The sequence below is a fragment of the Streptomyces sp. bgisy159 genome, assembly GCF_057707805.1.
Map to the genome: position 1 here is coordinate 45,266 of NZ_JBYIQX010000039.1, position 24,238 is coordinate 69,503.

The window sequence follows — 24,238 nt, forward strand, 5'->3', positions numbered from 1 at the left end:
GGGCGCCGTCGAGGGACCCGTTCGGCGTGCTAATAGGTCAGTCCAGGCTGGTATCACCTTCGGCTGATGTGACATTATCAGCCCATGATGACGTCAGTCGACACTGACCTGCTCCGGGTGCTGGCCGACCCGCTCAGGCTCCGGATCGTGACCTTGCTCGCCCGCGAGACGCTGTGCACCACCCACCTCGTCGAGGAGACCGGTGCCAGGCAGACCAACCTCTCCAACCACCTGAGAGTTCTGCGCGAGGCGGGGGTCGTCGAGACCGAACCGTGCGGACGCTTCACCTACTACAAGCTGCGCCCCGACGTCGTCGCCCAGCTCGCCGGGCAGTTCGCCGACCTCGCCGAGCAGGCCCGTGCTGCCGCCCACAACAAGAGGGCCTGCCCGTGACCCGCACCGAGGCGCCCGCGACGAACCAGGAAGCATCCGTCGTCGCCAAGCTCTCCACACTCGACCGCTACCTCGCCGTGTGGATCCTCATCGCCATGGCAGTCGGCCTCGGGCTCGGGCGGCTGATCCCCGGACTGGACGACGCGCTGGCGAAGGTGGAGATCGGCGGGATCTCCCTGCCGATCGCCCTCGGCCTGCTGATCATGATGTACCCGGTCCTGGCCAAGGTCCGCTACGACAAGCTCGACGCCGTCACCGGCGACCGCAAGCTGATGATCCCCTCCTTGGTCATCAACTGGATCCTCGGCCCCGCGGTGATGTTCGCCCTGGCATGGATCTTCCTGCCGGACCTGCCCGAGTACCGCACCGGCCTGATCATCGTCGGCCTGGCCCGCTGCATCGCCATGGTGATCATCTGGAACGACCTCGCCTGCGGGGACCGCGAGGCAGCCGCCGTCCTTGTCGCGCTGAACTCGGTCTTCCAGGTCCTGGCGTTCGGCCTGCTCGGCTGGTTCTACCTCGACCTGCTGCCCGGCTGGCTGGGCCTCGGCGACGGCGAGCACCTGGACATCTCCATGTGGAAGATCGCCCTGAACGTGGTGATCTTCCTGGGCGTCCCGCTGCTGGCCGGCTTCCTGACCCGCCGGATCGGCGAACGAAAGACGGGCCGCGAGAACTACGAGCAGAAGTTCCTGCCGAAGATCGGACCGTGGGCGCTGTACGGGCTGCTGTTCACGATCGTCGTCCTCTTCGCCCTGCAGGGCAGAACCATCACCTCGCAGCCGCTGGACGTGGCCCGTATCGCCCTGCCGCTGCTCGTGTACTTCGCGGTGATGTGGTTCGGCACCTTCGCGCTCGGCAAGGCGATCGGTCTCGCCTACGACCGCACCGCCACTCTCGCCTTCACGGCCGCCGGCAACAACTTCGAGCTGGCCATCGCGGTCGCCATCGCGACCTTCGGTGTCACCTCCGGCCAGGCTCTCTCGGGCGTGGTCGGCCCGCTCATCGAGGTCCCGGTCCTCGTGGCGCTGGTGTACGTGTCGCTGGCCTGGCGGCGAAGGTTCACGGCCGACCGGCCGGGTTCATGACGCGGCACGTGGACGTGGTGGTGGTCGGCGCCGGCCAAGCGGGGCTGGCCGCCGGCCGCCACCTGCGTCTGCCGGGGACTGGACTTCACGATCCTCGATGCCGCGTCCGCGCCGGGCGGGGCCTGGCAGCACATGTGGGACTCGCTGCGTCTCTTCTCCCCGGCGGAACACTCCTCGCTGCCCGGTCGGGCCTCGCCCCACTCGTCCTCTGGCTTCGCGAGCCGGTAACGCAGCACCGGAGGGCCTCGACGGCTGGCTGAATGCTCATCAGTGCCGCCGCGGAAATGGGGGAGCCTTGAGGGTGCAGGACATGATCGCTTGCGACAGTGTTGCAGTCTTCCTGCTGCTCACAGTGGTCTGGCAGATGTGGCGGCGGCTGACGCTTCGTTCCTGGGGCGTCGAGGTCGCCGCTCGGTGCATCGATCGTGATTGGCGTGGGAAGGGCGGCCCGCGGTTCCTTCTGAGCTATACGACGCCAGACGGCGTCAAGCGGACACACAGTGCAGATGAAGGCCACGTCCCCGCCGGCACCCGAGAGGGGGCCACCGTCGCAGTCCTCTACGACCCGATGTCCCCTGGGCGCGCGGAGACGGCACTCGCTTCCCGCAAACCGTTCTGGAAGCACTACGACATGGCGGGCCTGCTGGGAGTTGCCCTCAGCATCGTGCCGATGGTGCACGTCTTCTAGACCGGCCGCCTCGCGTCGAAAGCGGCGCACGCCCGCCCTCACGCGACGGGTCCAGCGCACATCCGACACAACAGAGCCCTCTCACTCACGCAGTACTTGCCAGACGCGGCCTGGCGGGCCCTGTCGCGTCGAGCTGATCGGCCGGCGGACGGCCACCGCCCTCACGGCGACCGCGCGCGAGTGCGGCGGCGACCCGCACAGCGGGGTTGGCGCCGCCCACGACGCCGACACGTCGGCCGGTGAAGGGCTCGGGGCCGCGGTGGTCGACCGCGTGCGGCGACCTGACGGGAGACCCTGGTGTCGCCCCGGTCCGAAGACCCCCCGAATTTCGATATGCGTCTATGTTGACGTTCGTCGAAACAGCTGGCAAGCTCCGAGGTGTCGGCAGTCATCGACAGATATCGAAACAAGGAGTCGTCGTGGCTACCGCCGTCCACACCGTGCTTGCGGTGACCCTGGAACGCCGCACCGCCCGCCATCCGGCCGGCGTCGGTTTCTGCGACAGCCGCGCCCAGGCCAGTGGCGCCCTGCCCGAGCGGCCGGTTCCGCCGGCACAACCAGCCGATCGCCCTCACCCACGCGCGCTGAGCCTCCTCCACCTCTCAAGGAGCCCGAGCACCATGAGCACCCAGCAGCTCCCCGTCGTCGTCATCGGAGCCGGCCCCACGGGCCTGGCCGCTGCCGCCCACCTCGTCGAGCGCGGCATCGAGCCACTGGTCCTGGAAGCGGGACCGGCCGCCGCCTTCGCGGTGCGCGAGTGGAGCCACGTGCGGCTGTTCTCCACCTGGGGCGAAGTCGTCGACCCGGCCGCCGAGAAGCTCCTCGCTCCCACCGGCTGGACCCGACCCGACCCGGCCGCCTACCCCTCCGGCGGCGACTGGGCGGACCTCTACCTGCGGCCGCTCGCCGACGTCCTCGGCGAGCGGGTACGTACCGGCGTCACCGTCACCGGTGTCTCCCGGGCGGGCCGGGACCGGCTCGTGGACGCCGACCGCGAGCAGCAGCCGTTCGTCGTTCACATCACCGATGCCGAGGGCCGTGACGAGCGCGTCCTCGCCCATGCCGTCATCGACGCCTCCGGTACCTGGGCCACACCGTCCCCGGCCGGCGGCAGCGGCCTGCCCGCGCTCGGTGAGAAGGCCGCCGCGAATCGGATCACCTACCGTGTCCCGGACCTGAAGGACCCCGCCGTCCGGGCCCGGTACGCGGGCAAGCGCACTGCCGTGATCGGCTCCGGAGCCTCGGCCTTCACCGCCCTCGCCTACCTGGCCGACCTGGCCAAGTCCGACGACGGCGCGGGAACGAAGGGGGTGTGGATCCTGCGCCGGGGCATCTCCGGCTCCACCTTCGGTGGCGGGCAAGCCGACCAGCTTCCGGCGCGCGGCGCGCTGGGCCTGACGGCGAAGGCCGCCGTCGACGAGGGCCACGCCGACGCGGTCACCGGCTTCCGCACCGAGGCGATCGAGCGGGCGGACGACGGCCGCCTGACCCTGGTCGGCGAGGACGGGCGCCGCCTGGCCCCTGTCGACGAGGTGATCGTCCTGACGGGCTTCCGCCCCGACCTCTCCTTCCTGGGCGAGCTGCGTCTGGGCCTCGACGAGCGCCTCCAGGCGCCGGCCGAACTGGCTCCGCTGATCGACCCGAACCAGCACTCCTGCGGCACCGTCCACCCCCACGGCCACCGCGAGCTCTCCCACCCCGAACCCGGGGTGTACCTGGTCGGCATGAAGTCCTACGGTCGCGCCCCGACCTTCCTGGCGATGACCGGCTACGAGCAGGTCCGCTCCGTCGCCGCCGCGCTCGCGGGCGACCTCGAGTCAGCCGACCGCGTCGAACTCACCCTTCCCGAGACCGGAGTCTGCGGCGGCGCCGGCCTGTTCGACGCTCCCGACGCCCAGCAGGCCGACGGCGGCGGCTGCTGCGCGCCCACCGCGCCGCTCGTCCAGCTCGGCGCCCCCGCCACGCTCGGGACGCCTGCCCAGCAGGCCCCGGCGGGCGGCTGCTGCGGTTCATGACCGGCCTGGACACCCGCGACGGCGGGGCTGCGACCGGAACAGGGGACGACGGGTCGCGGCCCTCCGCAGAGTGCGTGGACGAGGCCCCAGGTCAGGATTTGCGTGGCGGGAGGGCGGGCAGAGCCTTCCCCCGTCCTCACCCCCCAGATCACCGCCGCGACCGGTTGGCCGACCGGGGCGGCCACCGCGGTGTTCTCCCAGGCTCTCGCGTCTCCGCCCTTGCCGGAATCCGTGTCGGCCGCCTCCTCGGCCGTCGCGGCCCCCGCGCCGTGACGACCGCCGGCACGGTGCTCGGCGTCATCAGCCTGCTGATCGTGGCCCCGGCCCCCGCCGTCCCGGTCTTCCTCAGCCGGGTTCCGTCGGCTCGGAGAGCTGGAGGAGGGCACGCCGGCGTACCAGTACGCGCGCAACACGCTCATCGAGGCGCCGGCCGGACTCGCGATGGCCGCCACCTTCTGTCGGCCCGCGTTCGCCGCTCTCACCCGCTGGTGAGCCCCGGACCCGCGCTGGGCGCCGAGCCTGTCGAGTGGCTCCTCCTCGCGTGAGGTTCTCGCAGCGGTCGAGGCGGTAGCCGAGGTGCGCCGGTGAAGGGAGAGCCCCGGCCCGCCGGGGCTCGGGGGCAGCCATGCCTTCTCTGCGGTCACGGTTGGGTCCTGAGCCGGAATTATGGCTTCCATCACAGCCGGCGCGATCTTGCCCTGGTGTGATCGCCAGATGCTCGGTTTCTTCCTCCGTCTCCTGCCCTTCTGGATCCGGGAGCCCTTGCTCATCGTGGTCGGGTCTGTTTTCGGCGTACGCATCATGTATCTGGCCCTGCGCGACGAGGAAGGGGCGGCAGCCGCGATCGGCGTGGCGTTCCTTGTCTTCACCGCGGTGCGCGTCCACATGGTCGTCCGGGCCCTGCGTGCGCGCCGGAACCCGAGCACGGCGGCCTCCGCGGGCAGGGCGGTGTCCGACGTTGCCGCCCAGCCCCAGCCCCAGCCCCAGCCCCAGTCCCAGTCCCAGTCCCAGGCTCCGGCGGGGCAGCGGCCGACTCCGGCCGCTACCGAGAAGGAGCCCAACGCGTGGGGCCAGGCAGTCGCCGCCGTGGCCGTGGTCGCGGCACTCGGGGCCGCACTGTGGCTCGGACCGCATCTCCTACCTTCCGACATCGACAACGCGCCCCCGGCCGCCTCATGTTCGAGCGGGGAGGACGAGGAGCTGCCGAGCGCCTACGAACACACGGCCCGGGCTGTCACCGGCGGCGAGCTGTGCAAGGCGCTCAACAGGCCCGACCTGGCCCAACTCCTCGGAACGCCCACGGAGACCGCGGCGGTGGCCTCCGGCACCAGCAACACCGCTCCCCTGACCGACGGGAAGGTCGCCCAGCCGGAGGCTGAGGTCCAGTTCGACACCTACACCGTGAACGTCTCGGCCACGTACAACGAGCTGTCGGTCGCCCAGTACGTGAAACTGATGGCGTTCGGGGAGGAGACGGACATCAGGACGCTCTCGGTCCTCGGCCGACCCGCGGTCCTCTTCTCGGATCACACCATGAAGATCGAGATCGATCTCGGGAGCGGCGGATCCGGCGGACCCGTCGAGCGAGGCCCACAGGCCAGAACGCTGACCGTGGCCCTCGACGGCAAGGACCTGGGCGGCTACTACGACATCACCGTGTGGAGCGCATCCGGAGCCCTCCCGGACGACAGCGCTCTCCTCGACATCGCCGAGAAGGTTCTTCCGGCGATCCCGGAACGGAGTGTGTGACGAGGTGCTCGGGGGCCACACCCGTGTGTGCCCTCAAGCCGCAGCGTCAGGGAAGCCCAGGCAGGGAGCCCTCTCCCCGTTGAAAGCGATGTTCCTCACAATCATCGGCTTCGTGTGCCCGTGTAAAGTCGAGAGCGCCCTTGACCTGCACAAAGCAGGCAGGGAGCCGACTTCCAGGAGTTCAACATGCTGCGCACCATGTTCAAGTCCAAGATCTAGCGTTTGGGTATTGTGGCAGGTCAGCGCCCTGATCGCTGCCTCCAGGTCAGCAAACGGTCAGCATCGGTCGCGGAGCGTCCCTGCTTGCTGACCGATGGCCGCCATGACGGAGGACCTGGGCACAGGTGCCTGGCTCCCGCGGCAAGGTCGTCATTTCTGACACCGAGACCGAAGCCACAGCCGACTCCACTGCGGCGGCCCTCCGCGTAACCTCCTGCGTCATGATCACCCGCGCCCGCGAGCGGGGCTGCTCCCGGGTCTGTAGGGCAGCCGGTTGCCACGCCATCTGGGGGCCTGCACGGGTAGGCGATGATGCGCTGAAAACTCCTGACGAAATACCGACCGGGGCCAGTTCGCGACTCGGGCATGATGATCGGGAAGACGTTGGGGTTCGGGAGGGCGCGTGGATGAGGAGGGGGTGGACCTGATCTGCCTGATCGACCCGGACAGCAGCGTCCGGGTACGCATTCTGGGGCGGAACAGGCCCGGGGACACGCCGTACAACGACTACCTTGATGCCGAGCTCGTCATCACGAGCGCCTTCGTCGGCGGGCGCCTTGGGCTGTGCTTGTCACCGGAAGTCATGGACGACTGGTCAACGGCCCTGAACGAGCTCTCCGACAGGCAGGGCATCCGCTGGACGGCCATGAGCGACGCCGAGATCCGGATTGAGATCGACAGGCAATTCTCGGTGCCCCGTCCCGTCGTCACGGTGGACGACGGTGGCGAGTCCGGGGTTTCGGTCCGCGTTGTCCTGGATCCGGGGGACAACTGGGTGGACGAACTGCGTGAGCAGCTCGGACGGGTCCGGCAGACGTGGCCGAACGAGGTGGTGACGACGCCTCGGTCAAGGGGCTACTGGCAGTGAGTTCAGGCGTCGCCAGCAGATGAGTGCGCATCCCAGGGTGAGGAAGGCTTCGTGGATGTCATCTCGTATCTCCCAACGGATCCGCAGGCGGCGGAACCAGTGCAGATGGGCGAACGCGCGCTCCACGACCCAGCGTTGAGTGCCCAGACCGGAGCCGTGTTCGGTGCCACGGCGGGCGATCAGTGGCTTCACGCCGAGGTCCCAGACAAGACGGCGGTACTTGTCGTGGTCGTAGCCACGGTCCGCGAGGACCACGTCCGGGCGGCGCCGGGGCCGGCCGCGCTTGCCCCGCACTGGCGGCACGGCCTGGAGCAGCGGGATCATCTGGGTGACGTCGTTGCGGTTGCCGCCGGTCAGGGTGGCGGCGAGCGGGATCTCGGTGGCGTCGGTGATCAGGTGGTGCTTGCTGCCCGTCCTGCCCCGGTCGACAGGGCTTCGTCCGGTCTTGGAGCCCCCTTTAACGCGCGGATGTGGGAGCCGTCGACGGCCGCCCGGGAGAAGTCAAAGGCGTCCGCGCTGCGGAGCTTGGCGAGGAGGACCTAGTGCAGCCGGGACCGCACGCCGGCCTCGGTCCACTCGGCCAGGCGCCGCCAGCAGGTCATGCCCGACCCGAAGCCGAGTTCCTGCGGCAGGTGTTCCCAAGAGATCCCGGTGTGCAGCACGAACAGGATGCCCTGGAACACCAGCCGGTCCGGATGCCGCTTGCGCCCAGGGTGCAGGGTCCGGCGCTCAACCTTGGGCAGCAGCGGCTCGATCACTGCCCACAGCTCGTCGTCGACTTCCCACGGCTTCGGACGAGCCACCCCGCACCCCCAGATCATCGGTTCCGGAGTGATCCAACCACCTCGAAGATCATTTCGTTAGGAGTTCTAAGCGCCCACTGGGTGAGACGTCCGAGGGAAGGGCGGGCGCCCGCCCGATGTACGTACCACAGGGGACCCCGAATCCGCCGTGCCGCCGCCTCCCAGCAGTGATGCTGGATGCATGGACACGACGACCACCGCGCCCCGCGCCGAGGTGCTGCGGGACCGCTATCGCAGCCGACTGCCCGAGCGCTTGCAGGAGCTGGCCGGCCCCATCGAGGGCAACGTGGACCTGCCGCTCCACATCGTCTGGTCCGGGCGGACGAGCTACAGCCTGGACCGTCCGAAGTCCCGCATGACGCTCTACCGGACCGTCCTCGCCGAAGGACTGCGCCAGGACCTGGTGACCCTCCTGCACCACCGGCTGCTCGCCGATCAGTGGCCCGTGCTGCGGCGCTTGATCAGCCCCTACATCCGCGAGGTCTGGGAGGACGCCTTCCCCGAGCTGCTCCGCACCGCTCCGGCCGACACGACCGCCGCATGAAGCTCACTCCGCTCCACGAGCGTCTCCTCGCCGACATCCTCGACCTCGGCTCCCCCTACCCTCTGGTCCTCACCGGCGGATACGCCGTGCAGGCTCACGGCCTGGTCGAACGCTTCAGTCGTGACCTCGACGTCGCCACCGAGAACCCCGCTCCGATGCAGGAGATCGTCGCCTCACTCACAGCCGGCCTCCGCGCGCGGATGCCGGACCACGCACGTCCAGACTGATCCGCTCAGCGGCCGGTTCCTCGTCATCGATCCGGACACCGGCGAGGAGTGTGAGGTCGATGTTCGTCGGTGAGGCCGAGGAAGGAGTCACGACCGCCGGCCAGGGCCTGGGTGTACTTGAGTGCGCCCCAGTGCTCCGCCAGTCCCCGGCCCGCACCGCGCCACGACAGGGCAGTGGCCCGGGCGAGGGTGTGGAGCACGTCCCAGAGGGTCACTTCGAACTGCCGGGGCAGCTCTGTCGGCAGGATCGGGACGAGGGCGGGCTTCCGGCGGAGCGGCTCGTCCTCGTTCTCCTTCCGCTTCTCGTCGTCCGCCGTGATGGCGGCCTTCACCTTCCCGACGAGCGCGTCGTCGGAGTGGACGGAGACGTTCGAGGGCCGGGTCAGGTCCTGGAGCACTTCCTCGGTCGGCTTCAACGGCTCTCCTTCACGGTGTGCGTGGGCGGTTCAGCCATCGGCTGGACCGTACGGAAGGGAGGAGCGGCGCACGCAAGTGCGCAGGGGCGCGTGAGCTGGACTTCGGCCCGGGCGGTCGGTGTCAGCGCCTCGACCCCGCCTCGCTCGCGAGTTCCACGCTGCCGAGGGCCTCGGGCGGGCGGCAGGCAGCGAGCCGGTTTCCGGGCGGTCGAGCGCCGACCGGGCGATTACCAAAGGGGACCGTTTCCCACGGACTAGAGCGATGTCGGTGCCCGACAGGTCGGTGCGTGGACGCACGTTGTCCGTGTGCAGAGTGGTCTCCCGCACCTTTAATGGTTCATCAGGCAAGTCAGCATCCGGCCAGCATGAGTCGCTGGGCTCTCCCGGACAATTGCCCGAACAGGCACCGGCGCGTTGCGAAAGCCCAGGCGTAATCCTTGAACCGCCCCGGCTCGGATGGAGACTCGATTTCGTGAAAGCATCGAGTCATGGCACGACCCTCCCGTTACCAGCTTGAGCTGCGCCGCCGTGCGGTGCGCATGGTCGCCGAGGTCCGCGACGATTGCCCGAACGAGACGGCCGCTCTGCAGGCGGTGGCCGACAAGCTCGGCATCGGCTCGCGGGAGACGCCGCGGAACTGGGTGAAGCAGCACGAGGCCGACGCGGGGACGCGTCCGGGGACGACGACGGAGGAGTCTGCCCAGCTCAAGGCGCTGAAGAAGGGGAACGCCGAGCTGAAGCGGGCCAACGAGATCCTCAAGGCAGCGGCGAGTTTCTTCGCGGCCGAGCTCGACCGGCCACACACGCGCTCGTAGCGTTCATCGACGAGCACCGGGACCGCTTCGGCGGGGTCGAGCCGATCTGCAGGTCGCTCACCGAGCACGACTGCAAGATCGCCCCTTCCACCTATTACGCCCACAAGAAACGCCTGGCCGCTCCGTCCGCCCGTACCGTGCGGGACACGGAACTCAAGGAGCTGATCCGGCAGGTCCACACCGACAACTACCGTGTCTACGGGGCTCGGAAGATCTGGCGGGAGCTGAACCGGCGGGGCCGCACGGTGGCCCGCTGCACCGTCGAACGGCTGATGCGCGAGATGGGCATCACCGGCGCCGTCCGTGGCAAGGAGGTCATCACCACGATCCCCGACCAGCAAGTCGAGCGGGCGCCCGACCGCGTCGAGCGCGACTTCGTCGCCAGCGCGCCGAACCGCTGCTGGGTTGCGGATTTCACGCACGTGGCGAACCTGGTCCGCAGTGGTCTACGTCGCCTTCGTCGTGGACACCTTCTCCCGCCGGATCGTCGGCTGGTCCGCCGCGACATCAAAGGAGACCCGGCTCGTCCTGGACGCTCTGGAGATGGCGCTGTGGCAGCGCGATCGCGATGAACTCCCCTACGTCCGGGGCGAGTTGATACGTCACAGCGATGCGGGCAGCCAGTACACCAGTTTCAAGCTGGCCGAGCACCTGGACACGGCCGGCATCGCGGCCTCGATCGGTTCCGTCGGCGACGCCTACGACAACGCCCTGATGGAGAGCACGATCGGCCTGATCAAAACCGAGTTGATCAAGCCGCAGCGCCCCTGGAAGACCCTCTCCCAGGTCGAACTGGCCACCGCCGAGTGGGTCGACTGGTACTGCCACCGACGCCTGCACGGTGAGATAGGCCACGTCCCACCCGTCGAATACGAGACCAGCTACTACCTGACAGCCACGAAACGCCAGGTCACAACCACTAACTGAGATCTCTACCGAACCCGGGGCGGTTCAGTTCGACGAGCCACAACAGCCTGGTTCGTACGGAAGCCCAGGCAGGGAGCCGGCTCACCGAAGTGAAGCGATGTTCCTCACAATCTTCGACTCAGGTGCGTGCCAGTTGTAGGGTGATATCGCCCTTGACCTGCAGAAAGCTGGCAGGGAGCCGTCTTCCAGGAGTTCAACATGCTGCGCACCATGTTCAAGTCCAAGATCCACCGCGCCACCGTCACCCAGGCCGACCTGCACTACGTGGGATCCGTGACGATCGACGCCGATCTGCTCGACGCCGCCGATCTGTTGCCCGGTGAGCTGGTGCACATCGTGGACATCACCAACGGGGCCCGGCTGGAGACGTACGTCATCGAGGGTGAGCGTGGCTCCGGTGTGGTCGGGATCAACGGGGCCGCGGCCCATCTCGTGCACCCCGGCGACCTGGTGATCATCATCAGCTACGCTCAGGTCACCGACGCCGAGGCGCGGGCGTTGCGGCCCCAGGTCGTGCATGTGGACGCGGACAACCGGATCGTGTCGTTGGGGGCCGACCCCTCGGAGCCGGTGCCGGGCTCCGACCAGGAGCGCAGCCCACAGGCCGTACGGGCCTGACCAGCCGACGAGGAGCGCGCCCATGACCGACATCGAGATCCGTGACGACCGGGCCGACGGGCGGTTGGAGGCCCTCGGAGACGGCGGTGAGGTCGTGGGCCGCATCGAGTACTTCACGCTGGAGTCACCGGCGTCGGCGCTGGTCCCGGTGCACACGATCGTGGAGCCCGCGCACGAGGGGAAGGGCATCGCCGGGTCCCTGGCCCGTGCGCTGTACCGCGTCGCCGCCCGTGAGGGCAGCGCCGTCGCCCCGCTGTGCCCGTACGTCATGAAGTGGGCCGCGCGTCACCCGGAGGAGGCGCCGGTCGCCGACCCCGCCCTGCTGCGCGCGGCGAAGGACTGGCTGGCGGCCCACCCGGGCCGCTTCTGACGCACCGCGTGCGCCTTCCCACGGCGTCCCCCGGCCCTGGCGGAACATCGCGTCGGCGGGACGGTGCCGTCGGCCTTCGGCGACCGGACAGCCCCGCGCGTGGCAGGGCCCGCCGCCAGCTGGGTGCCCGTGCTCCTCTGCCCGCCCGACGCCGTCGGACGACCCACGTGCCCCTCGTTGCGCCAAGCGGACGGTGACGGTCCGTGCCGCCGGGTGACTGTGCGCGCGCCGGGCGGGTAGCCGGGGGAGTAGTCCAAAGCCACTGCCGACCACTGGCTGGAGGACACCATGACCGACCCGTACCCCGACCCGGTGCAGCCGGGCCCCACGCCCGGCCCCGATCCGCAGGGCCCCGATCCGCAGCACCCGGAGCCACCTCCTGGCCCGGTACCCGCCCCGGAGCCTCCGCCGGCCCCGCCGCCACCCCCCACCCCGACACCGCCGGCGCCCCCGACACCGGCGCCCCCGGCCCCCGGCCCGGTGCCCGAGCCCGGTCCGTCGCCGATCCCCCCGGGACCGGAACCGGTCCCCAACCCGGAACCAGGTCCTCCGCTCAGCTGAGGGTGCCTCGACGCGCGAGGGGCGCGGGAACCGTGCGACCGGCCCCCGCGCCCCCGTAGCCCCGCAGACCCGTCACCGCTCACGTCGTGACGGGACGCCGGACTCCGGCGTCCTGGCTAGGCGGACACCTCCGACCGGTCGCCGCCCCACAGCGTGTGGAACGAGCCGTCCCGGTCCACCCGCCGGTACGTGTGCGCCCCGAAGAAGTCCCGCTGCCCCTGCGTGAGGGCGGCCGGCAGCCGTTCGGCGCGCAGGGCGTCGTAGTACGCCAGCGCGGCGGAGAAACCCGGGGTGGGCACGCCCTGACGGGTCGCGGCGACCAGCACCTCGCGCCAGTCGTCCTGCGCCGCGGCGATCTCCCGCGCGAACGTCTCGTCGCTCAGCAGGCTCGGCAGGTCGGGACGGGCGTCGTAGGCCGCGCGGATCCGGTCGAGGAAGGCCGCGCGGATGATGCAGCCACCGCGCCAGATCGAGGCGACGGCGCCCAGGTCGATGTCCCAGTCGTACTCGGCACGGGCCGCGTCGATCTCGTGGAAGCCCTGCGTGTACGACACGATCTTCGACGCGTACAGCGCCTGCTCGACCCGGTCGGCGAAGGCCGCCGCCTCCGCCTCGCCCAGCGGCGCTGCCGTCGGCCCGGCCAGCCCGCGCGACGCGGCGCGCAGCCCGGCGTGCCCGGACAGCGACCGCGCGAACACCGCCTCGGCGATCCCCGACACGGGGACACCCAGGTCCAGCGCGATCTGCACGGTCCACCGGCCGGTGCCCTTCTGCTCCGCCTGGTCCACCACCACGTCCACGAAGGGCCGCCCCGTCGCCGCGTCCACATGGGACAGCACCTCGGCGGTGATCTCGATCAGGTAGGAGTCCAGCCGGCCCGTGTTCCAGGTGCGGAAGATCTCCGCGATGCGCGCCGGCTCGTACCCGGCGACCTCGCGCAGCAGCTGGTAGGCCTCGCCGATCAACTGCATGTCGGCGTACTCGATGCCGTTGTGCACCATCTTCACGAAGTGACCGGCGCCGTCCGGGCCCACGTGCGTCACGCAGGGCGCACCGTCCGCCGCCTTCGCGGAGATCTTCTCCAGCATCGGGCCGAGCGAGTCGTACGACTCCTTCGGGCCGCCCGGCATGATGCTCGGGCCGTGCAGCGCGCCCTCCTCGCCGCCGGAGACGCCCATGCCCACGAAATGGATTCCCTGCTCGCGCAGTTCGCGCTCCCGGCGTCGGGTGTCGGCGAAGTGGGCGTTGCCCCCGTCGATGATCATGTCGCCGGGCTCCAGCAGCGGCGCGAACTCCTGGATCACCGCGTCCGTCGGGTCACCGGCCTTCACCATCACCACCAGGCGGCGGGGGCGCTCCAGCGCCGCCACGAACTCCTTGGCGGTCTCGGCCGCGACGAACTCGCCCTCGTGCCCGAACTCCTCCACCAGGGCGTGGGTCCGCGCCGCCGTCCGGTTGTGCACGGCCACCGTGTAGCCGTTGCGGGCGAAGTTCCGGGCGAGGTTGCGGCCCATGACCGCGAGTCCCGTGACGCCGATCTGGGCTGTAGTGCTCATACCGCCTGCTCCTCGAAACATGGATGGACAACGTGGAGGCCGTACCGGTCGTGCTCGCCCGCCAGTATGGTCCGTGCGGCTTCCCCGACCATGCTGACGTGCCGTTCCACCGGCCGCACATCCGCTTCTGCCCGCTCCAGTACGCGCGCCGGGCCGCGTTCGCCTCAGCCGGGGCGCCGACGATCCGGCCAAGGAGCGCGGCTTTCTCGCCATTTGGGGGGCGCAAGCGGCCGATTGCGCCCTTGTCCCGGCCGGTTCGCAGCGCTTACTTTTGCCGCCCTGACGCCTGTCGAGGGGGCTTGAGACATGGCCGTACGCGGCCGGCACCGCCGGTACCAGCCGAACAGGATCAACCGCGCCTCGCTCACCGTGACCGCGGGTGGCGCCGGTATGGCCATCCCGCTGATGGGCGCCGGCGCCGCCCACGCGGCGGACGCGGACACCTGGAACAAGGTGGCCGCCTGCGAGTCGAGCGGGAACTGGCACATCAACACCGGCAACGGCTACTACGGCGGGCTGCAGTTCACCCAGTCCACCTGGGAGGCCTACGGCGGTCTGCGGTACGCCGGGCGGGCCGACCTGGCCACCCGCGCCGAGCAGATCGCCGTGGCCGAGAAGGTCCTCGACGGCCAGGGGCCGGGCGCCTGGCCGACCTGTTCGACGCGGGGCGGGCTGACCCGGGACCAGGCCGAGCCCCGGCCGCACAAGGCCCCTTCCGGTGGTGGTCCCACCGCCGTCCAGGCCAAGGACATCCAGCCGCAGAGCACCCCGCAGTCCCGGGTCGGCAAGACCGCGATGTACACGGTGGTGCACGGCGACACCCTCTCCGGCATCGCCGAGCGCCGGCACGTCCAGGGCGGCTGGCAGCGGCTCTACGCGGCCAACCGGTCGACGATCGGTGCCGACCCCGACCTGATCCTGCCCGGCCAGCGGCTGGACGTGGGCGCCTCGTCGAGGCCGGGGCCGGCCGCACCGAAGTCCCGTACCGCCGAGAAGCCCGGCACCGCGTCGAAGCCGAAGACGGCCCAGAAGCCGAAGACGGCCCAGAAACCCGAGGCGGCCCACAAACAGAAGACGGCACCCGAGCCGAGGACCGCGCCCCGGCGCACCACGCAGCCGGCCGAGCCGAAGACGCGGAGCACCTCCACGTCCCAGGCCGCCCCCAGGACCCACACCGCCGGTCTGGTCGCCCCCGTGGCCGCCGCCACCGGCACGCGGTACCACGCCACCGGTTCCTCCTGGTCGAAGGGCTACCACACCGGCGTCGACTTCCCCGTGCCCACGGGCACCTCCGTGAAGGCGGTCGGGGCGGGCGAGGTGGTCAGCGCGGGCTGGGGCGGCTCGTTCGGCTACCAGGTGGTGATCCGGCACTCCGACGGGCACTACTCCCAGTACGCCCACCTCTCGGCGATCTCCGTACGTGCCGGTCAGTCGGTCACCGTCGGTCAGCGCATCGGCCGCTCCGGCTCCACGGGCAACAGCACGGGCCCGCATCTGCACTTCGAGGTGCGGACGGGGCCCGGTTTCGGTTCCGACATCGACCCGGTGGCGTACCTCCGGGCGGGCGGCGTCAGGATTTGACGCGGGTACGGTGCCGGTCGAGCACCGGGGCCGGCAGGACTGCCCGGCCGTCCGTGCCGGACCCGTACGGCGGCACCGGTGCGCCGACGGGCCCGCCCAGCGGGGAGGGCAGCCAGGCCGGCGCCGCCCGGCCCGCGTAGGGCACGGCGGCCGACTGCACCGGCACGGTGCCCAGCAGCTCGGCCTCCGGCACCGGTTCTCCGCCCGCGACCAGCACCCCGTCGGGAACGAGACGCTCGTCCGGGACCACCACCCCGTCGGGTACAAGACGCTGGTCCGGGACCAGCACCCTGTCCGGAACCAGTGCCTCCTCCAGAACCAGTTCCTCGCGCGCGGCGAGTCCGGCCTCCTGGATCACCGGCGTCGGCGCGCCCTCGGCCGCCGCGTCCGGTGTGCCGTCCACGCCCACACCCACCACCATGTCGCCACCCCCGGGCGTCCTCGCAAGGCGCTCGGTGGTCAGCAGGATCAGACCGCCCGCCGCCACCACGCCGCAGCTCAGCGCGAGCGCCGTACCGATGGTGCCGTAGCGGAAGGTCTCACCGAACATCGTGATGCCCACGGCGGCCGCCACCACCGGGTTGACCACGGTCAGCGTGGCCAGCGGGGCGGCGAGGCCGGCGCCCCGGTAGGACGCCTGCGACAGCAGTACTCCGGCGACGGCGAAGACGCCGATCGCGGCGAGCGTCGGCAGGTCGGCCGGGCGGACGGCGCCGCTCCAGTCGACGGTCGCGATCTTGGTGAACACGGACGCCATGCCGAAGGCGATCCCGGACGCGGTGGCCAGCAGCACACTGCGCACCGCCGGATGGCGGTGGGCGGCCCGGCCGGCGATCATCAGGGCGACCACCACCCCACCGGTGACCAGGGCGACGCTCACCCGCTCCGCGGTGCTCAGCGAGTGCGTCTCGGAGGCGCCGACCAGGGACAGCAGTCCGGCCAGACCCACCGTCGCCATGAGCGCGCCCCGCCAGGCGGTCCGTCCGGCCCGGCGGCCCACGAAGAGCGCCGCCATCGGCAGCGCGAACACGATCGTCAGGGCACCCAGCGGCTGCACCAGGCTCAGCGGCCCGTAGGCGAGGGCCACCACGTGCAGCAGGCCGCCGAGGCCGTTCATCGCCACCGCCGCCCACCAACTCGGCCGGTGCAGCGGCGCGTAGCTCCCCTCGGGCGAGGACAGCGCGACCTGCTCCTGCACGATCGCCCCGCCGGCGTAGGCGACGGCGGACACGAGCGACAGGACCACGGACAACGCGAGGGCGCTCATCGGCAGCTCCTCTGCGTGGGGCGGGGGCGCGGGGCCCGGCGCGGTGAACGGTCGGCTTCCATGGAGAACACGATGCCGCGCGGATCTCTTCCCGTCGTCGTCCCTGAGCATTCAATGGGTCCTACTGCCGATGGAGTACTCCGGACGCACCCTCCTCCCCAGGACGGGTGACACCCCCGACGGACCCCCTGATCACAACCCCGATCCCCCTTGGTACTACTGCCCTTCGTGGACCTCGACCCCGATCTCACCGCCCTCCGCCCGCTCGGCGGGTTCTTCCTCCTGCGCACGGCCGGAGACCCGCCGGGCGCGCTGCCGACCCTGGCGGACGCCTACGCCGGACGGTCATCCCATGTTTACGGACATTCCATGATTTTCCGCGTCCGGAAGGTCGCGCGGAGCATCCGTGCCCCGGAGGAGCGGGTCGCCGCGTCGGTGGCGCACCAGGGGCTGGCCGCCCGGCTCTGGTCGATCGCGCTGGGCTGCGCCGTGCTCTACGGCCGGCTGCCCGACCTCGACCCCCGGCTGGTGCGGTGGGACCCCGACGCCGGTGCGCCGGACGACCTGTGGCTGACCCGCGTACGGCCCCTGCCCGTGGACCGGCTCGCCGAGGTCGTGCTGGAGGGTCACCTGGAACCGCTGGCCGCCGTGGTGCGCGCCGACCACCGGCTCGCCCCCGGCCTGCTGTGGGGCAACGCCGCCTCGGCGCTGGCGGGGGCCGCGCGGCAACTGGAGCGCTGGGCGGGTGACCACGGCCGCCCCGACCTGGTCGCGGCCACCCGCTCCCTCGCCGGCCGGCTGTTCACCCATCCCCTGCTCGCGGGCACGGGGCGCCTGGAAGCCTCCGGCACCGGCGCGGGCGGTCCCGTCTTCCGCCGGCGCAGCTGCTGCCTGTACTACCGCGTCCCCGGCGGGGGCGTCTGCGGCGACTGCTGCTTCACCCGGCCCCCGCGCTCTTCCCCGCACGCCCCGTCTGGGCGACCATGAAGGAACCGGCCACGAGGAGCAGGGGGTTCCGGGTGCGAGTGGGACTGCTGAGCCGTGAGTACCCGCCGGACGTGTACGGCGGGGCCGGCGTCCATGTCGAGTTCCTCGCCCGGGAGCTGCGGCGGCTCGTCGACCTGGAGGTGCACTGCTGGGGCGAGGTCACCCCCCGGGAGAAGTCCGAGGGCGTCCTGCGGCACCGCCCCTGGTCCGCCCTGGACGGCGGGAACGACGCCCTGCGCACCTTCTCCGTGGACCTGTCCATGGCCGGTGCCCTGGCGGGCCGCGACCTGGTCCACTCCCACACCTGGTACGCCAATCTCGCCGGGCACGTCGCCAAACTGCTGCACGGTGTGCCGCACGTGATGACCGCGCACTCGCTGGAGCCGCTGCGCCCCTGGAAGGCCGAGCAGCTGGGCGGCGGGTACGCGCTCTCCAGCTGGGCCGAGCGCACCGCGATCGAGGCCGCCGACGCGGTGATCGCCGTCTCCGCCGCCATGCGCGCCGACGTCCTCGACTGCTATCCCGCGCTCGACCCGGCGCGGGTCCACGTCGTGCACAACGGCATCGACACGACGCTGTACCGCCCCGACCCCGGCACCGACGCCCTCGCCCGCGTCGGACTGGACCCGGACCGCCCCTACGTGCTGTTCGTCGGCCGCATCACCCGGCAGAAGGGCGTGCCGCACCTGCTGCGGGCGGTGCGCGACATCGACCCGGCCGCGCAGGTCGTGCTGTGCGCCGGCGCGCCCGACACCCCGGAGATCGACCGGGAGTTCCGCGAGCTGTTCGAGGAGCTGAGCCGGGCCCGCGACGGGGTGCACTGGATCCCGCGCATGCTGCCCCGGCCGGAGGTGATCCAGTTGCTCACCCACGCGACCGTGTTCGTCTGCCCGTCCGTCTACGAGCCGCTCGGCATCGTCAACCTGGAGGCGATGGCATGCGGCACGCCCGTGGTGGCCTCCCGGGTCGGTGGTATCCCGGAGGTCGTCGAGGACGGGCGTACGGGGGTACTCGTACCGGTGGACGAGGGCGCCGAGAACGACAAGAACGACAAGAACGACAAGAACGACGACAACGACGAGAGCTTCGCCAAGGGTCTCGCCCGGGCGCTGGACGCGGTGATCGGGGACCCGGCGGCCGCCCGGCGGATGGGCGAGGCGGGACGGGAGCGCGCGGTGGACGAGTTCGGCTGGGACGCGGTCGCCCGGCGGACGGTCCGGCTCTACGAGGAGATCCTCGAACAGGCTTAGATCTTCGAACAGGCTTACTCCGGTCTGCTCGGGGCAACCATGGCTCTACACCAGGGTGAGGGGAGCGGCCCATGCGTATCGGCGGACCTTCCGTGCTGGGGATCGTGCTCGCGGGCGGCGAGGGCAAGCGCCTCATGCCGCTCACCGCGGACCGCGCGAAGCCCGCGGTGACCTTCGGCGGGACGTACCGCCTCGTCGATTTCGTGCTGTCCAACCTCGTCAACGCGGACATCCTGCGGATCTGTGTGCTGACCCAGTACAAGTCGCACTCGCTGGACCGGCACATCACCACCACCTGGCGGATGTCGAGCCTGCTCGGCAACTACGTCACCCCCGTGCCGGCGCAGCAGCGGCTCGGCCCGCGCTGGTACCTGGGCAGCGCCGACGCGATCCTGCAGTCGCTGAACCTGGTGCACGACGAGCAGCCGGAGTACGTGGCGGTGTTCGGCGCCGACCACGTGTACCGGATGGACCCGCGCCAGATGCTCGCCCAGCACATCGACAGCGGGGCCGGGGTCACCGTCGCCGGCATCCGGGTGCCCCGTGCCGAGTCGTCGTCGTTCGGGGTGATCACACCGGGCCCCGACGGACGGACGGTCGAACGCTTCCTGGAAAAGCCGGCCGATCCGCCCGGACTCGCCGACGACCCCGGGTCGGTCTTCGCCTCCATGGGCAACTACCTCTTCACCACCAAGGCCCTCGTCGAGGCGCTGCGGCGCGACGCGGAGGAGGAGGACTCCGTGCACGACATGGGCGGCTCGATCCTCCCCCAGCTCACTGTGCGCGGCGAGGCGTGCCTGTACGACTTCAGCGAGAACTACGTGCCCGGCGAGACCTCCCGCGACCAGGGGTACTGGCGGGATGTCGGCACGCTCGACACGTACTACGAGTCCCACATGGACCTCATCGCCGAGCGCCCCAAGTTCAACCTCTACAACCGCAACTGGCCGATCTACACCCACTCCACCCAGCTGTCGCCCGCCCGGTTCAACGCGGGCGGCATGGCCAGCGAGTCGATCATCAGCGCGGGGTGCCTGATCCGGGGGCAGGTCACCCGTTCGGTGCTGTCGCCGGGGGTGGTCGTCGATCCGGGAGCGATGGTGCAGGGATCCGTGCTGCACGACAACGTCCACATCGGCCGCGGGGCGGTGGTGCGGGGCGCCGTGCTGGACAAGAACGTCGAAGTCCCACCGGGGGCCACGATCGGCGTCAACCCGGAGCGGGACGCGGCGCTGTACACCGTCTCGAAGGGTGGGGTGATCGCCCTGGGGAAGGGCCAGCGGGTGTCCTGACCCGGCGCGGGGCGAGGCGGCCCGGGCCGCCTCGAAGGGAGGCGGTTCGGGGCCGGGCGGGTGAACGGTCCGAGCCGCCCGTGTCGGCCGTACGGAGCAATCGGGCGGGCACTTAATGCGCTGTTAACTGAGCGTAGCCTGATCGCACTTGACCGTAATCGCGCGCAGGCGATTGACTGCTGTCACCTCATCCCCGTCGTCGCGAGGCGAAGCCCTTGACTGCTGATCTGCTGGCACCCCTCGACCTGGCGTTCTGGAACATCGAGTCCCCCGAGCACCCGATGCACCTCGGCGCCCTGGGCGTGTTCCCGGCCCGCTCGCCCACAGCGGGCGCCCACGCCGCCGACCTGCTCGCCGCGCGGGCCGCGGCCGTGCCCGGGCTGCGCATGCGCATCCGGGACGTGTGGCGGCCGTTCGACCCGGACCGACCGCTCGAACTGCGCCGGCCGCTGGCCCTGGGCGGTGCCGTCCGGGAGAGCGACCCGCACTTCGACCCGCAGCGCCACGTCCGGCTGCACTCGCCCACCGCCGACTTCCAGGGGGCGGCCGGGCTGCTGATGGAGCGGCCGCTGCACCGGGGTCGGCCGCCCTGGGAGGCGCACGTCCTGCCCGGCGAGGACGGCGTGTCCTTCGCGGTGCTGTTCAAGTTCCACCACGCCCTCGCCGACGGCCTGCGCGCGCTCGGCCTGGCCGCCGCCGTCCTCGACCCGCTGGACCTGCCCGAGCCGCGGCCCCGCCCCACCGCACCGTCCCGGCGCGCGGTGCCGGACGTGCGCCGGCTGCCGTCGCTGGTGCGCGGCGCCCTGTCGGACGTCGGGCGCGCCCTCGACATCGGCGCCTCCGTCGCCGTGTCCACCCTCGGCACCCGCTCCACCGCCGCGCTGACCGCCGCGCCCACCGGTACCCGCCGCACCGCCGGTGTGGCCCTCGACCTCGACGACGTGCACCGGGTGCGCAAGACCGTCGGCGGGACCGTCAACGACGTGCTGATCGCGGTCGTCGCCGGGGCGCTGCGCCGCTGGCTCGACGAGCGCGGCGACGGCAGCGAGGGCGTGGCGCCGCGCGCTCTCATCCCCGTCTCCCAGCGCCGCCCGCGCACCGCCCACCCGCAGGGCAACCGGCTCTCCGGGTACCTGATAAGGCTTCCCGTCGGCGAGAGCGACCCGCTGCGGCGGCTGGCCGCCGTGCGCACGGCCATGGACCGCAACAAGGACGCCGGACCCGGCCGGGGGGCCGGCGCCGTCGCGCTGCTCGCCGACCACGTGCCCGCCCTGGGCCACCGTATCGGCGGGCCCCTGGTCAGCCAGGCCGCTCGGCTCTGGTTCGACATCCTCGTCACCAGCGTCCCGCTGCCCAGCCTCGGCCTGAAGCTGGGCGGCAACCCCCTCACCGAGGTGTTCCCGTACGCCCCGCTGGCGCGCGGCCAGTCCCTCGCGGTCGCCGTCTCGACGTACCGCGGCCGGGTCCACTTCGGACTGGTGGCCGACGCCGTGGCCGTGCCTGACCTGGAGCGGTTCGCGGGGGCGCTGACCGCGGAGGTGGCGGCGCTGGTCGCGGTGTGCGTGGTGTGAGCGGGCGGGGCCGGCGGCGAGGTGTGAGCGGGCGGGCCCGATGGTGAGGTGTGAGCGGGCGGGTCCGGTTCCGGCGCGGTCGGGGGTCCGTGCCGGCGCCGGCCGGGCGCCGGTCCGGGGCCGCGGCGGGTGGCCGAGCGGGTTTGGGGGCGGGGCCCGGTGCTGAAGTAAAATTCCGCGTTCGAAAGCGAGCGCGGTCGGCGCGCCGCTCGGTGGACCAGGGAACGGCAGCGCGATGACGGTGACAGAAGACGGCCCGGTGACGACGGACGACGCGTCCGTGGAGCCCTACGGCCCCGGCATCGACCCGGAGCGCCTCGCGGTCTGCCTCAGCGTGCTCAAGGAGCTCGACGAGCTGGAGGTGGACCACCCCGACGCGATCGCCGTGCGCCGCGCCACCTCGCACATCTACCGCTCAGTCAAGCAGCGCCGCCGCCAGGAGCGCCGGGCCGCCAAGACGGCGCACGACCGGCAGGTCACCGAGGCCACGGCCACCGGTTCCGCGCAGCGCATCGACGACGAGACCGAGGGCCTCCTGCCGTCCTCCCGGGTCGGCGAGGGGAAGATCGCGGGGATACTCCAGCGCCCGCGCTCCTGCTACACCTGCAAGAAGCGCTACGTGGAGGTCGACTACTTCTACCACCAGCTCTGTCCGGACTGCGCCCGCACCAACCGGGCCAAGCGCGACGCCCGCGCCGACCTCACCGGCAAGCGCGCACTGCTCACCGGCGGCCGGGCCAAGATCGGCATGTACATCGCGCTCCGGCTGCTGCGCGACGGCGCCCACACCACCATCACCACGCGCTTCCCGAAGGACGCCATCCGCCGGTTCAAGGCGATGGACGACTCGGCGGACTGGATCCACCGCCTGGAGGTCGTCGGCATCGACCTGCGCGACCCCGCCCAGGCCGTCGCCCTGGCCGACCAGGTCGCCGAGCAGGGCCCGCTGGACATCCTGATCAACAACGCCACGCAGACCGTGCGCCGGCTGCCCTCCGCCTACGCCGCGCTGGTCGAGGGCGAGAGCGCTCCGCTGCCGGCCGGGGAACTCCCCGCCCACCACGTCATCGGCGCCTTCGGCTCCGGCGCGGTCGACGGCCTCGCCGCGCTGCCCGTCGGCGTCAGCGGACTCGACGCGCAGCAGGTCGCCGACCTCGCGCTGGTCGCCGGCCACGCCAGCGTGGAGCGGCACCGCGCAGGCACCGCCATCGACGCGGGCGGTCTGGTCCCGGACGTCGTCGAGAGCAACACCTGGGTGCAGACCATCGAGCAGATCTCGCCGGTGGAGCTGCTGGAGACCCAGCTGTGCAACTACACCTCGCCGTTCATCCTCATCAGCAAGTTGCGCCCGGCGATGGCGGAGGCCGCGCGCAGGGCGCGGAGCAAGCGCGCCCACATCGTCAACGTCAGCGCCATGGAAGGAGTGTTCAACCGCGGCTACAAGGGCGCGGGCCACCCCAACACCAACGCCGCGAAGGCCGCGGTCAACATGGTGACGCGGACCAGCGCCCAGGAGATGTTCGACGCCGACGGCATCCTGATGACCTCCGTCGACACCGGCTGGATCACCGACGAGCGCCCGCACTTCGACAAGCTGCGGCTGGCCGAGGAGGGCTTCCACGCCCCCCTGGACCTGGTCGACGGCGCGGCCCGGGTCTACGACCCGATCGTGCGCGGCGAGTCCGGCGAGGACGTCTACGGGGTCTTCCTGAAGGACTACGCGCCGGGCAAGTGGTGACGCCCGCCCGGGCCCGGACGGCCCGGACGCCGCGGCGCGCCGTTTTGCCGGTCCCTTGCGCCGATCGACCGAACGGGTGAGACACCGAGGGTGACTTTCCGGGCGTACGGGTCAATTCACATGGGACGACATCGGGGTGACTTGCCATAGTTACCCCAAATTTTCGGCGCTATCGAGCAGGCCCCCGCTCATCTGGTTAATCTGGGGCGGACGGACAGCAGTAAGGGGTCCCACCCACACCCACCGTCCGTCATGGGACAAGCCGGACACAGCGGTTTGCTCTCCTTGCAGTGATCGGCGCCACCGCGCCCGAGCCGCCTTCAAGCATGACCCGAGGGCGCGTCAGGCGCCGGAGCGCAGACCGACCGGCACGCCCCGAGGGTGACCCGACACATAAGGAGTGCGCGGTGACACCGGAGAAGACGAATCGCGAGCAACGCCCCAAGGAACGCAGCGAGCGCGTCGGCCGCCGGCCCGGCGAGCTCGGCAGCCTCGACGTGTGGGCCCGTTCGGCCCCGATCCGCCTGGCGGGCTACGAGGACGACCTCGCCGAGCCCCATATCCTGCCCAGCGTGGACTGAGCCGGTCCCCGCCGCGCGAACGCCGACGGCGGGGGCGCACCGATCGCGCGCCCCCGCCCGCCGAAAAGCACCCCCCCGCCCAAAGGGGCCCTCCCGCCCCCAAGCCGCTACCCC

19 protein-coding genes and 5 pseudogenes are annotated in these 24,238 nt (G+C 71.4%); 20 read left to right on the forward strand and 4 right to left on the reverse strand.

Annotated features, from left to right (window positions below; all coding sequences use genetic code 11):
- Nucleotides 1-84 precede the first annotated feature (84 nt).
- From AC3ET3_RS28405 to AC3ET3_RS28440, 8 genes and pseudogenes are all read left to right on the forward strand, one after another.
- Nucleotides 85-393, forward strand: coding sequence for an ArsR/SmtB family transcription factor (locus tag AC3ET3_RS28405; RefSeq protein ID WP_432136784.1), 309 nt, complete (start codon nucleotides 85-87; stop codon nucleotides 391-393).
- Nucleotides 390-1,481, forward strand: a complete 1,092-nt coding sequence (arsB, locus tag AC3ET3_RS28410; protein WP_432136783.1) for an ACR3 family arsenite efflux transporter — start codon at nucleotides 390-392, stop codon at nucleotides 1,479-1,481. Before AC3ET3_RS28405 ends, arsB begins: the two co-directional genes overlap by 4 nt.
- Nucleotides 1,478-1,679: pseudogene (locus AC3ET3_RS28415) on the forward strand (FAD-dependent oxidoreductase); the annotation flags it as partial. The gene arsB and the pseudogene AC3ET3_RS28415, both read left to right, overlap by 4 nt.
- Nucleotides 1,680-1,782: 103 nt before the next feature.
- On the forward strand, nucleotides 1,783-2,169 hold the full coding sequence (locus tag AC3ET3_RS28420) for a DUF3592 domain-containing protein (RefSeq protein WP_435613124.1): 387 nt from the start codon (nucleotides 1,783-1,785) through the stop codon (nucleotides 2,167-2,169).
- A 620-nt stretch (nucleotides 2,170-2,789) separates the two neighbouring features.
- On the forward strand, nucleotides 2,790-4,184 hold the full coding sequence (locus AC3ET3_RS28425) for an NAD(P)-binding domain-containing protein (RefSeq protein WP_435613125.1): 1,395 nt from the start codon (nucleotides 2,790-2,792) through the stop codon (nucleotides 4,182-4,184).
- A gap of 354 nt (nucleotides 4,185-4,538) precedes the next feature.
- A pseudogene (locus AC3ET3_RS28430) lies at nucleotides 4,539-4,634 on the forward strand (RNA polymerase sigma factor SigF); the annotation flags it as partial.
- 264 nt (nucleotides 4,635-4,898) lie between these two features.
- Nucleotides 4,899-5,933 carry a DUF6215 domain-containing protein gene (locus AC3ET3_RS28435; protein WP_435613126.1) on the forward strand — a complete coding sequence of 345 codons (1,035 nt, stop codon included), beginning with the start codon at nucleotides 4,899-4,901 and terminating at the stop codon, nucleotides 5,931-5,933.
- Nucleotides 5,934-6,555: 622 nt separating this feature from the next.
- Nucleotides 6,556-7,020: a DUF5959 family protein gene (locus tag AC3ET3_RS28440; RefSeq protein WP_432136779.1), complete on the forward strand. Its 465-nt coding sequence runs from the start codon at nucleotides 6,556-6,558 to the stop codon at nucleotides 7,018-7,020.
- Here the strand turns inward: AC3ET3_RS28440 and AC3ET3_RS28445 are convergent.
- A pseudogene (locus AC3ET3_RS28445) lies at nucleotides 7,000-7,841 on the reverse strand (IS5 family transposase). The gene AC3ET3_RS28440 and the pseudogene AC3ET3_RS28445 sit on opposite strands and share 21 nt — an antisense overlap.
- A gap of 163 nt (nucleotides 7,842-8,004) precedes the next feature.
- Between AC3ET3_RS28445 and AC3ET3_RS28450 the strand changes: the two are divergent.
- Nucleotides 8,005-8,367, forward strand: coding sequence for a hypothetical protein (locus AC3ET3_RS28450; RefSeq protein WP_358419508.1), 363 nt, complete (start codon nucleotides 8,005-8,007; stop codon nucleotides 8,365-8,367).
- Nucleotides 8,364-8,658 (forward strand): annotated as a pseudogene (locus tag AC3ET3_RS28455) (nucleotidyl transferase AbiEii/AbiGii toxin family protein); the annotation flags it as partial. The gene AC3ET3_RS28450 and the pseudogene AC3ET3_RS28455, both read left to right, overlap by 4 nt.
- Here AC3ET3_RS28455 and AC3ET3_RS28460 read toward each other — a convergent pair.
- Nucleotides 8,618-9,010 carry a hypothetical protein gene (locus AC3ET3_RS28460; RefSeq protein ID WP_432136778.1) on the reverse strand — a complete coding sequence of 131 codons (393 nt, stop codon included), beginning with the start codon at nucleotides 9,008-9,010 and terminating at the stop codon, nucleotides 8,618-8,620. The pseudogene AC3ET3_RS28455 and the gene AC3ET3_RS28460 sit on opposite strands and share 41 nt — an antisense overlap.
- 488 nt (nucleotides 9,011-9,498) lie before the next feature.
- Between AC3ET3_RS28460 and AC3ET3_RS28465 the strand changes: the two are divergent.
- From AC3ET3_RS28465 to AC3ET3_RS28475, 3 genes and pseudogenes are all read left to right on the forward strand, one after another.
- Nucleotides 9,499-10,752, forward strand: a pseudogene (locus tag AC3ET3_RS28465) (IS3 family transposase).
- Nucleotides 10,753-10,950: 198 nt separating this feature from the next.
- Entirely contained in the window at nucleotides 10,951-11,370 is a 420-nt protein-coding gene (gene panD, locus AC3ET3_RS28470; RefSeq protein ID WP_432155351.1) for an aspartate 1-decarboxylase, read from the forward strand.
- Nucleotides 11,371-11,392: 22 nt separating this feature from the next.
- Complete coding sequence (locus tag AC3ET3_RS28475; protein ID WP_432136763.1) at nucleotides 11,393-11,740, forward strand: GNAT family N-acetyltransferase; 348 nt, start codon at nucleotides 11,393-11,395, stop codon at nucleotides 11,738-11,740.
- 677 nt (nucleotides 11,741-12,417) lie between these two features.
- Here the strand turns inward: AC3ET3_RS28475 and gndA are convergent.
- On the reverse strand, nucleotides 12,418-13,857 hold the full coding sequence (gene gndA, locus AC3ET3_RS28480) for an NADP-dependent phosphogluconate dehydrogenase (RefSeq protein ID WP_432136762.1): 1,440 nt from the start codon (nucleotides 13,855-13,857) through the stop codon (nucleotides 12,418-12,420).
- Between the two features lie 306 nt (nucleotides 13,858-14,163).
- Between gndA and AC3ET3_RS28485 the strand changes: the two genes are divergently transcribed.
- Nucleotides 14,164-15,438: a transglycosylase family protein gene (locus AC3ET3_RS28485; protein WP_432136761.1), complete on the forward strand. Its 1,275-nt coding sequence runs from the start codon at nucleotides 14,164-14,166 to the stop codon at nucleotides 15,436-15,438.
- On the opposite strand, the gene AC3ET3_RS28490 is transcribed toward AC3ET3_RS28485, so the two are convergent.
- Complete coding sequence (locus tag AC3ET3_RS28490; RefSeq protein ID WP_432136760.1) at nucleotides 15,428-16,705, reverse strand: DMT family transporter; 1,278 nt, start codon at nucleotides 16,703-16,705, stop codon at nucleotides 15,428-15,430. The two genes, AC3ET3_RS28485 and AC3ET3_RS28490, sit on opposite strands and share 11 nt — an antisense overlap.
- 210 nt (nucleotides 16,706-16,915) lie before the next feature.
- On the opposite strand from AC3ET3_RS28490, the gene AC3ET3_RS28495 reads away from it, so the two are divergent.
- From AC3ET3_RS28495 to AC3ET3_RS28520, 6 genes are all read left to right on the forward strand, one after another.
- On the forward strand, nucleotides 16,916-17,692 hold the full coding sequence (locus AC3ET3_RS28495; RefSeq protein ID WP_432136759.1) for a (2Fe-2S)-binding protein: 777 nt from the start codon (nucleotides 16,916-16,918) through the stop codon (nucleotides 17,690-17,692).
- 32 nt (nucleotides 17,693-17,724) lie between these two features.
- Nucleotides 17,725-18,942, forward strand: a complete 1,218-nt coding sequence (gene glgA / locus AC3ET3_RS28500) for a glycogen synthase (RefSeq protein WP_435613127.1) — start codon at nucleotides 17,725-17,727, stop codon at nucleotides 18,940-18,942.
- Between the two features lie 71 nt (nucleotides 18,943-19,013).
- On the forward strand, nucleotides 19,014-20,234 hold the full coding sequence (gene glgC / locus AC3ET3_RS28505; RefSeq protein WP_432136757.1) for a glucose-1-phosphate adenylyltransferase: 1,221 nt from the start codon (nucleotides 19,014-19,016) through the stop codon (nucleotides 20,232-20,234).
- A 215-nt stretch (nucleotides 20,235-20,449) separates the two neighbouring features.
- Nucleotides 20,450-21,805, forward strand: a complete 1,356-nt coding sequence (locus tag AC3ET3_RS28510; RefSeq protein ID WP_432136756.1) for a wax ester/triacylglycerol synthase family O-acyltransferase — start codon at nucleotides 20,450-20,452, stop codon at nucleotides 21,803-21,805.
- Between the two features lie 235 nt (nucleotides 21,806-22,040).
- On the forward strand, nucleotides 22,041-23,543 hold the full coding sequence (locus AC3ET3_RS28515) for an SDR family NAD(P)-dependent oxidoreductase (protein WP_432136755.1): 1,503 nt from the start codon (nucleotides 22,041-22,043) through the stop codon (nucleotides 23,541-23,543).
- A gap of 407 nt (nucleotides 23,544-23,950) precedes the next feature.
- Nucleotides 23,951-24,124 (forward strand): hypothetical protein, encoded by a 174-nt coding sequence (locus tag AC3ET3_RS28520; RefSeq protein ID WP_432136754.1) that lies wholly within the window; start codon nucleotides 23,951-23,953, stop codon nucleotides 24,122-24,124.
- Nucleotides 24,125-24,238 lie beyond the last annotated feature (114 nt).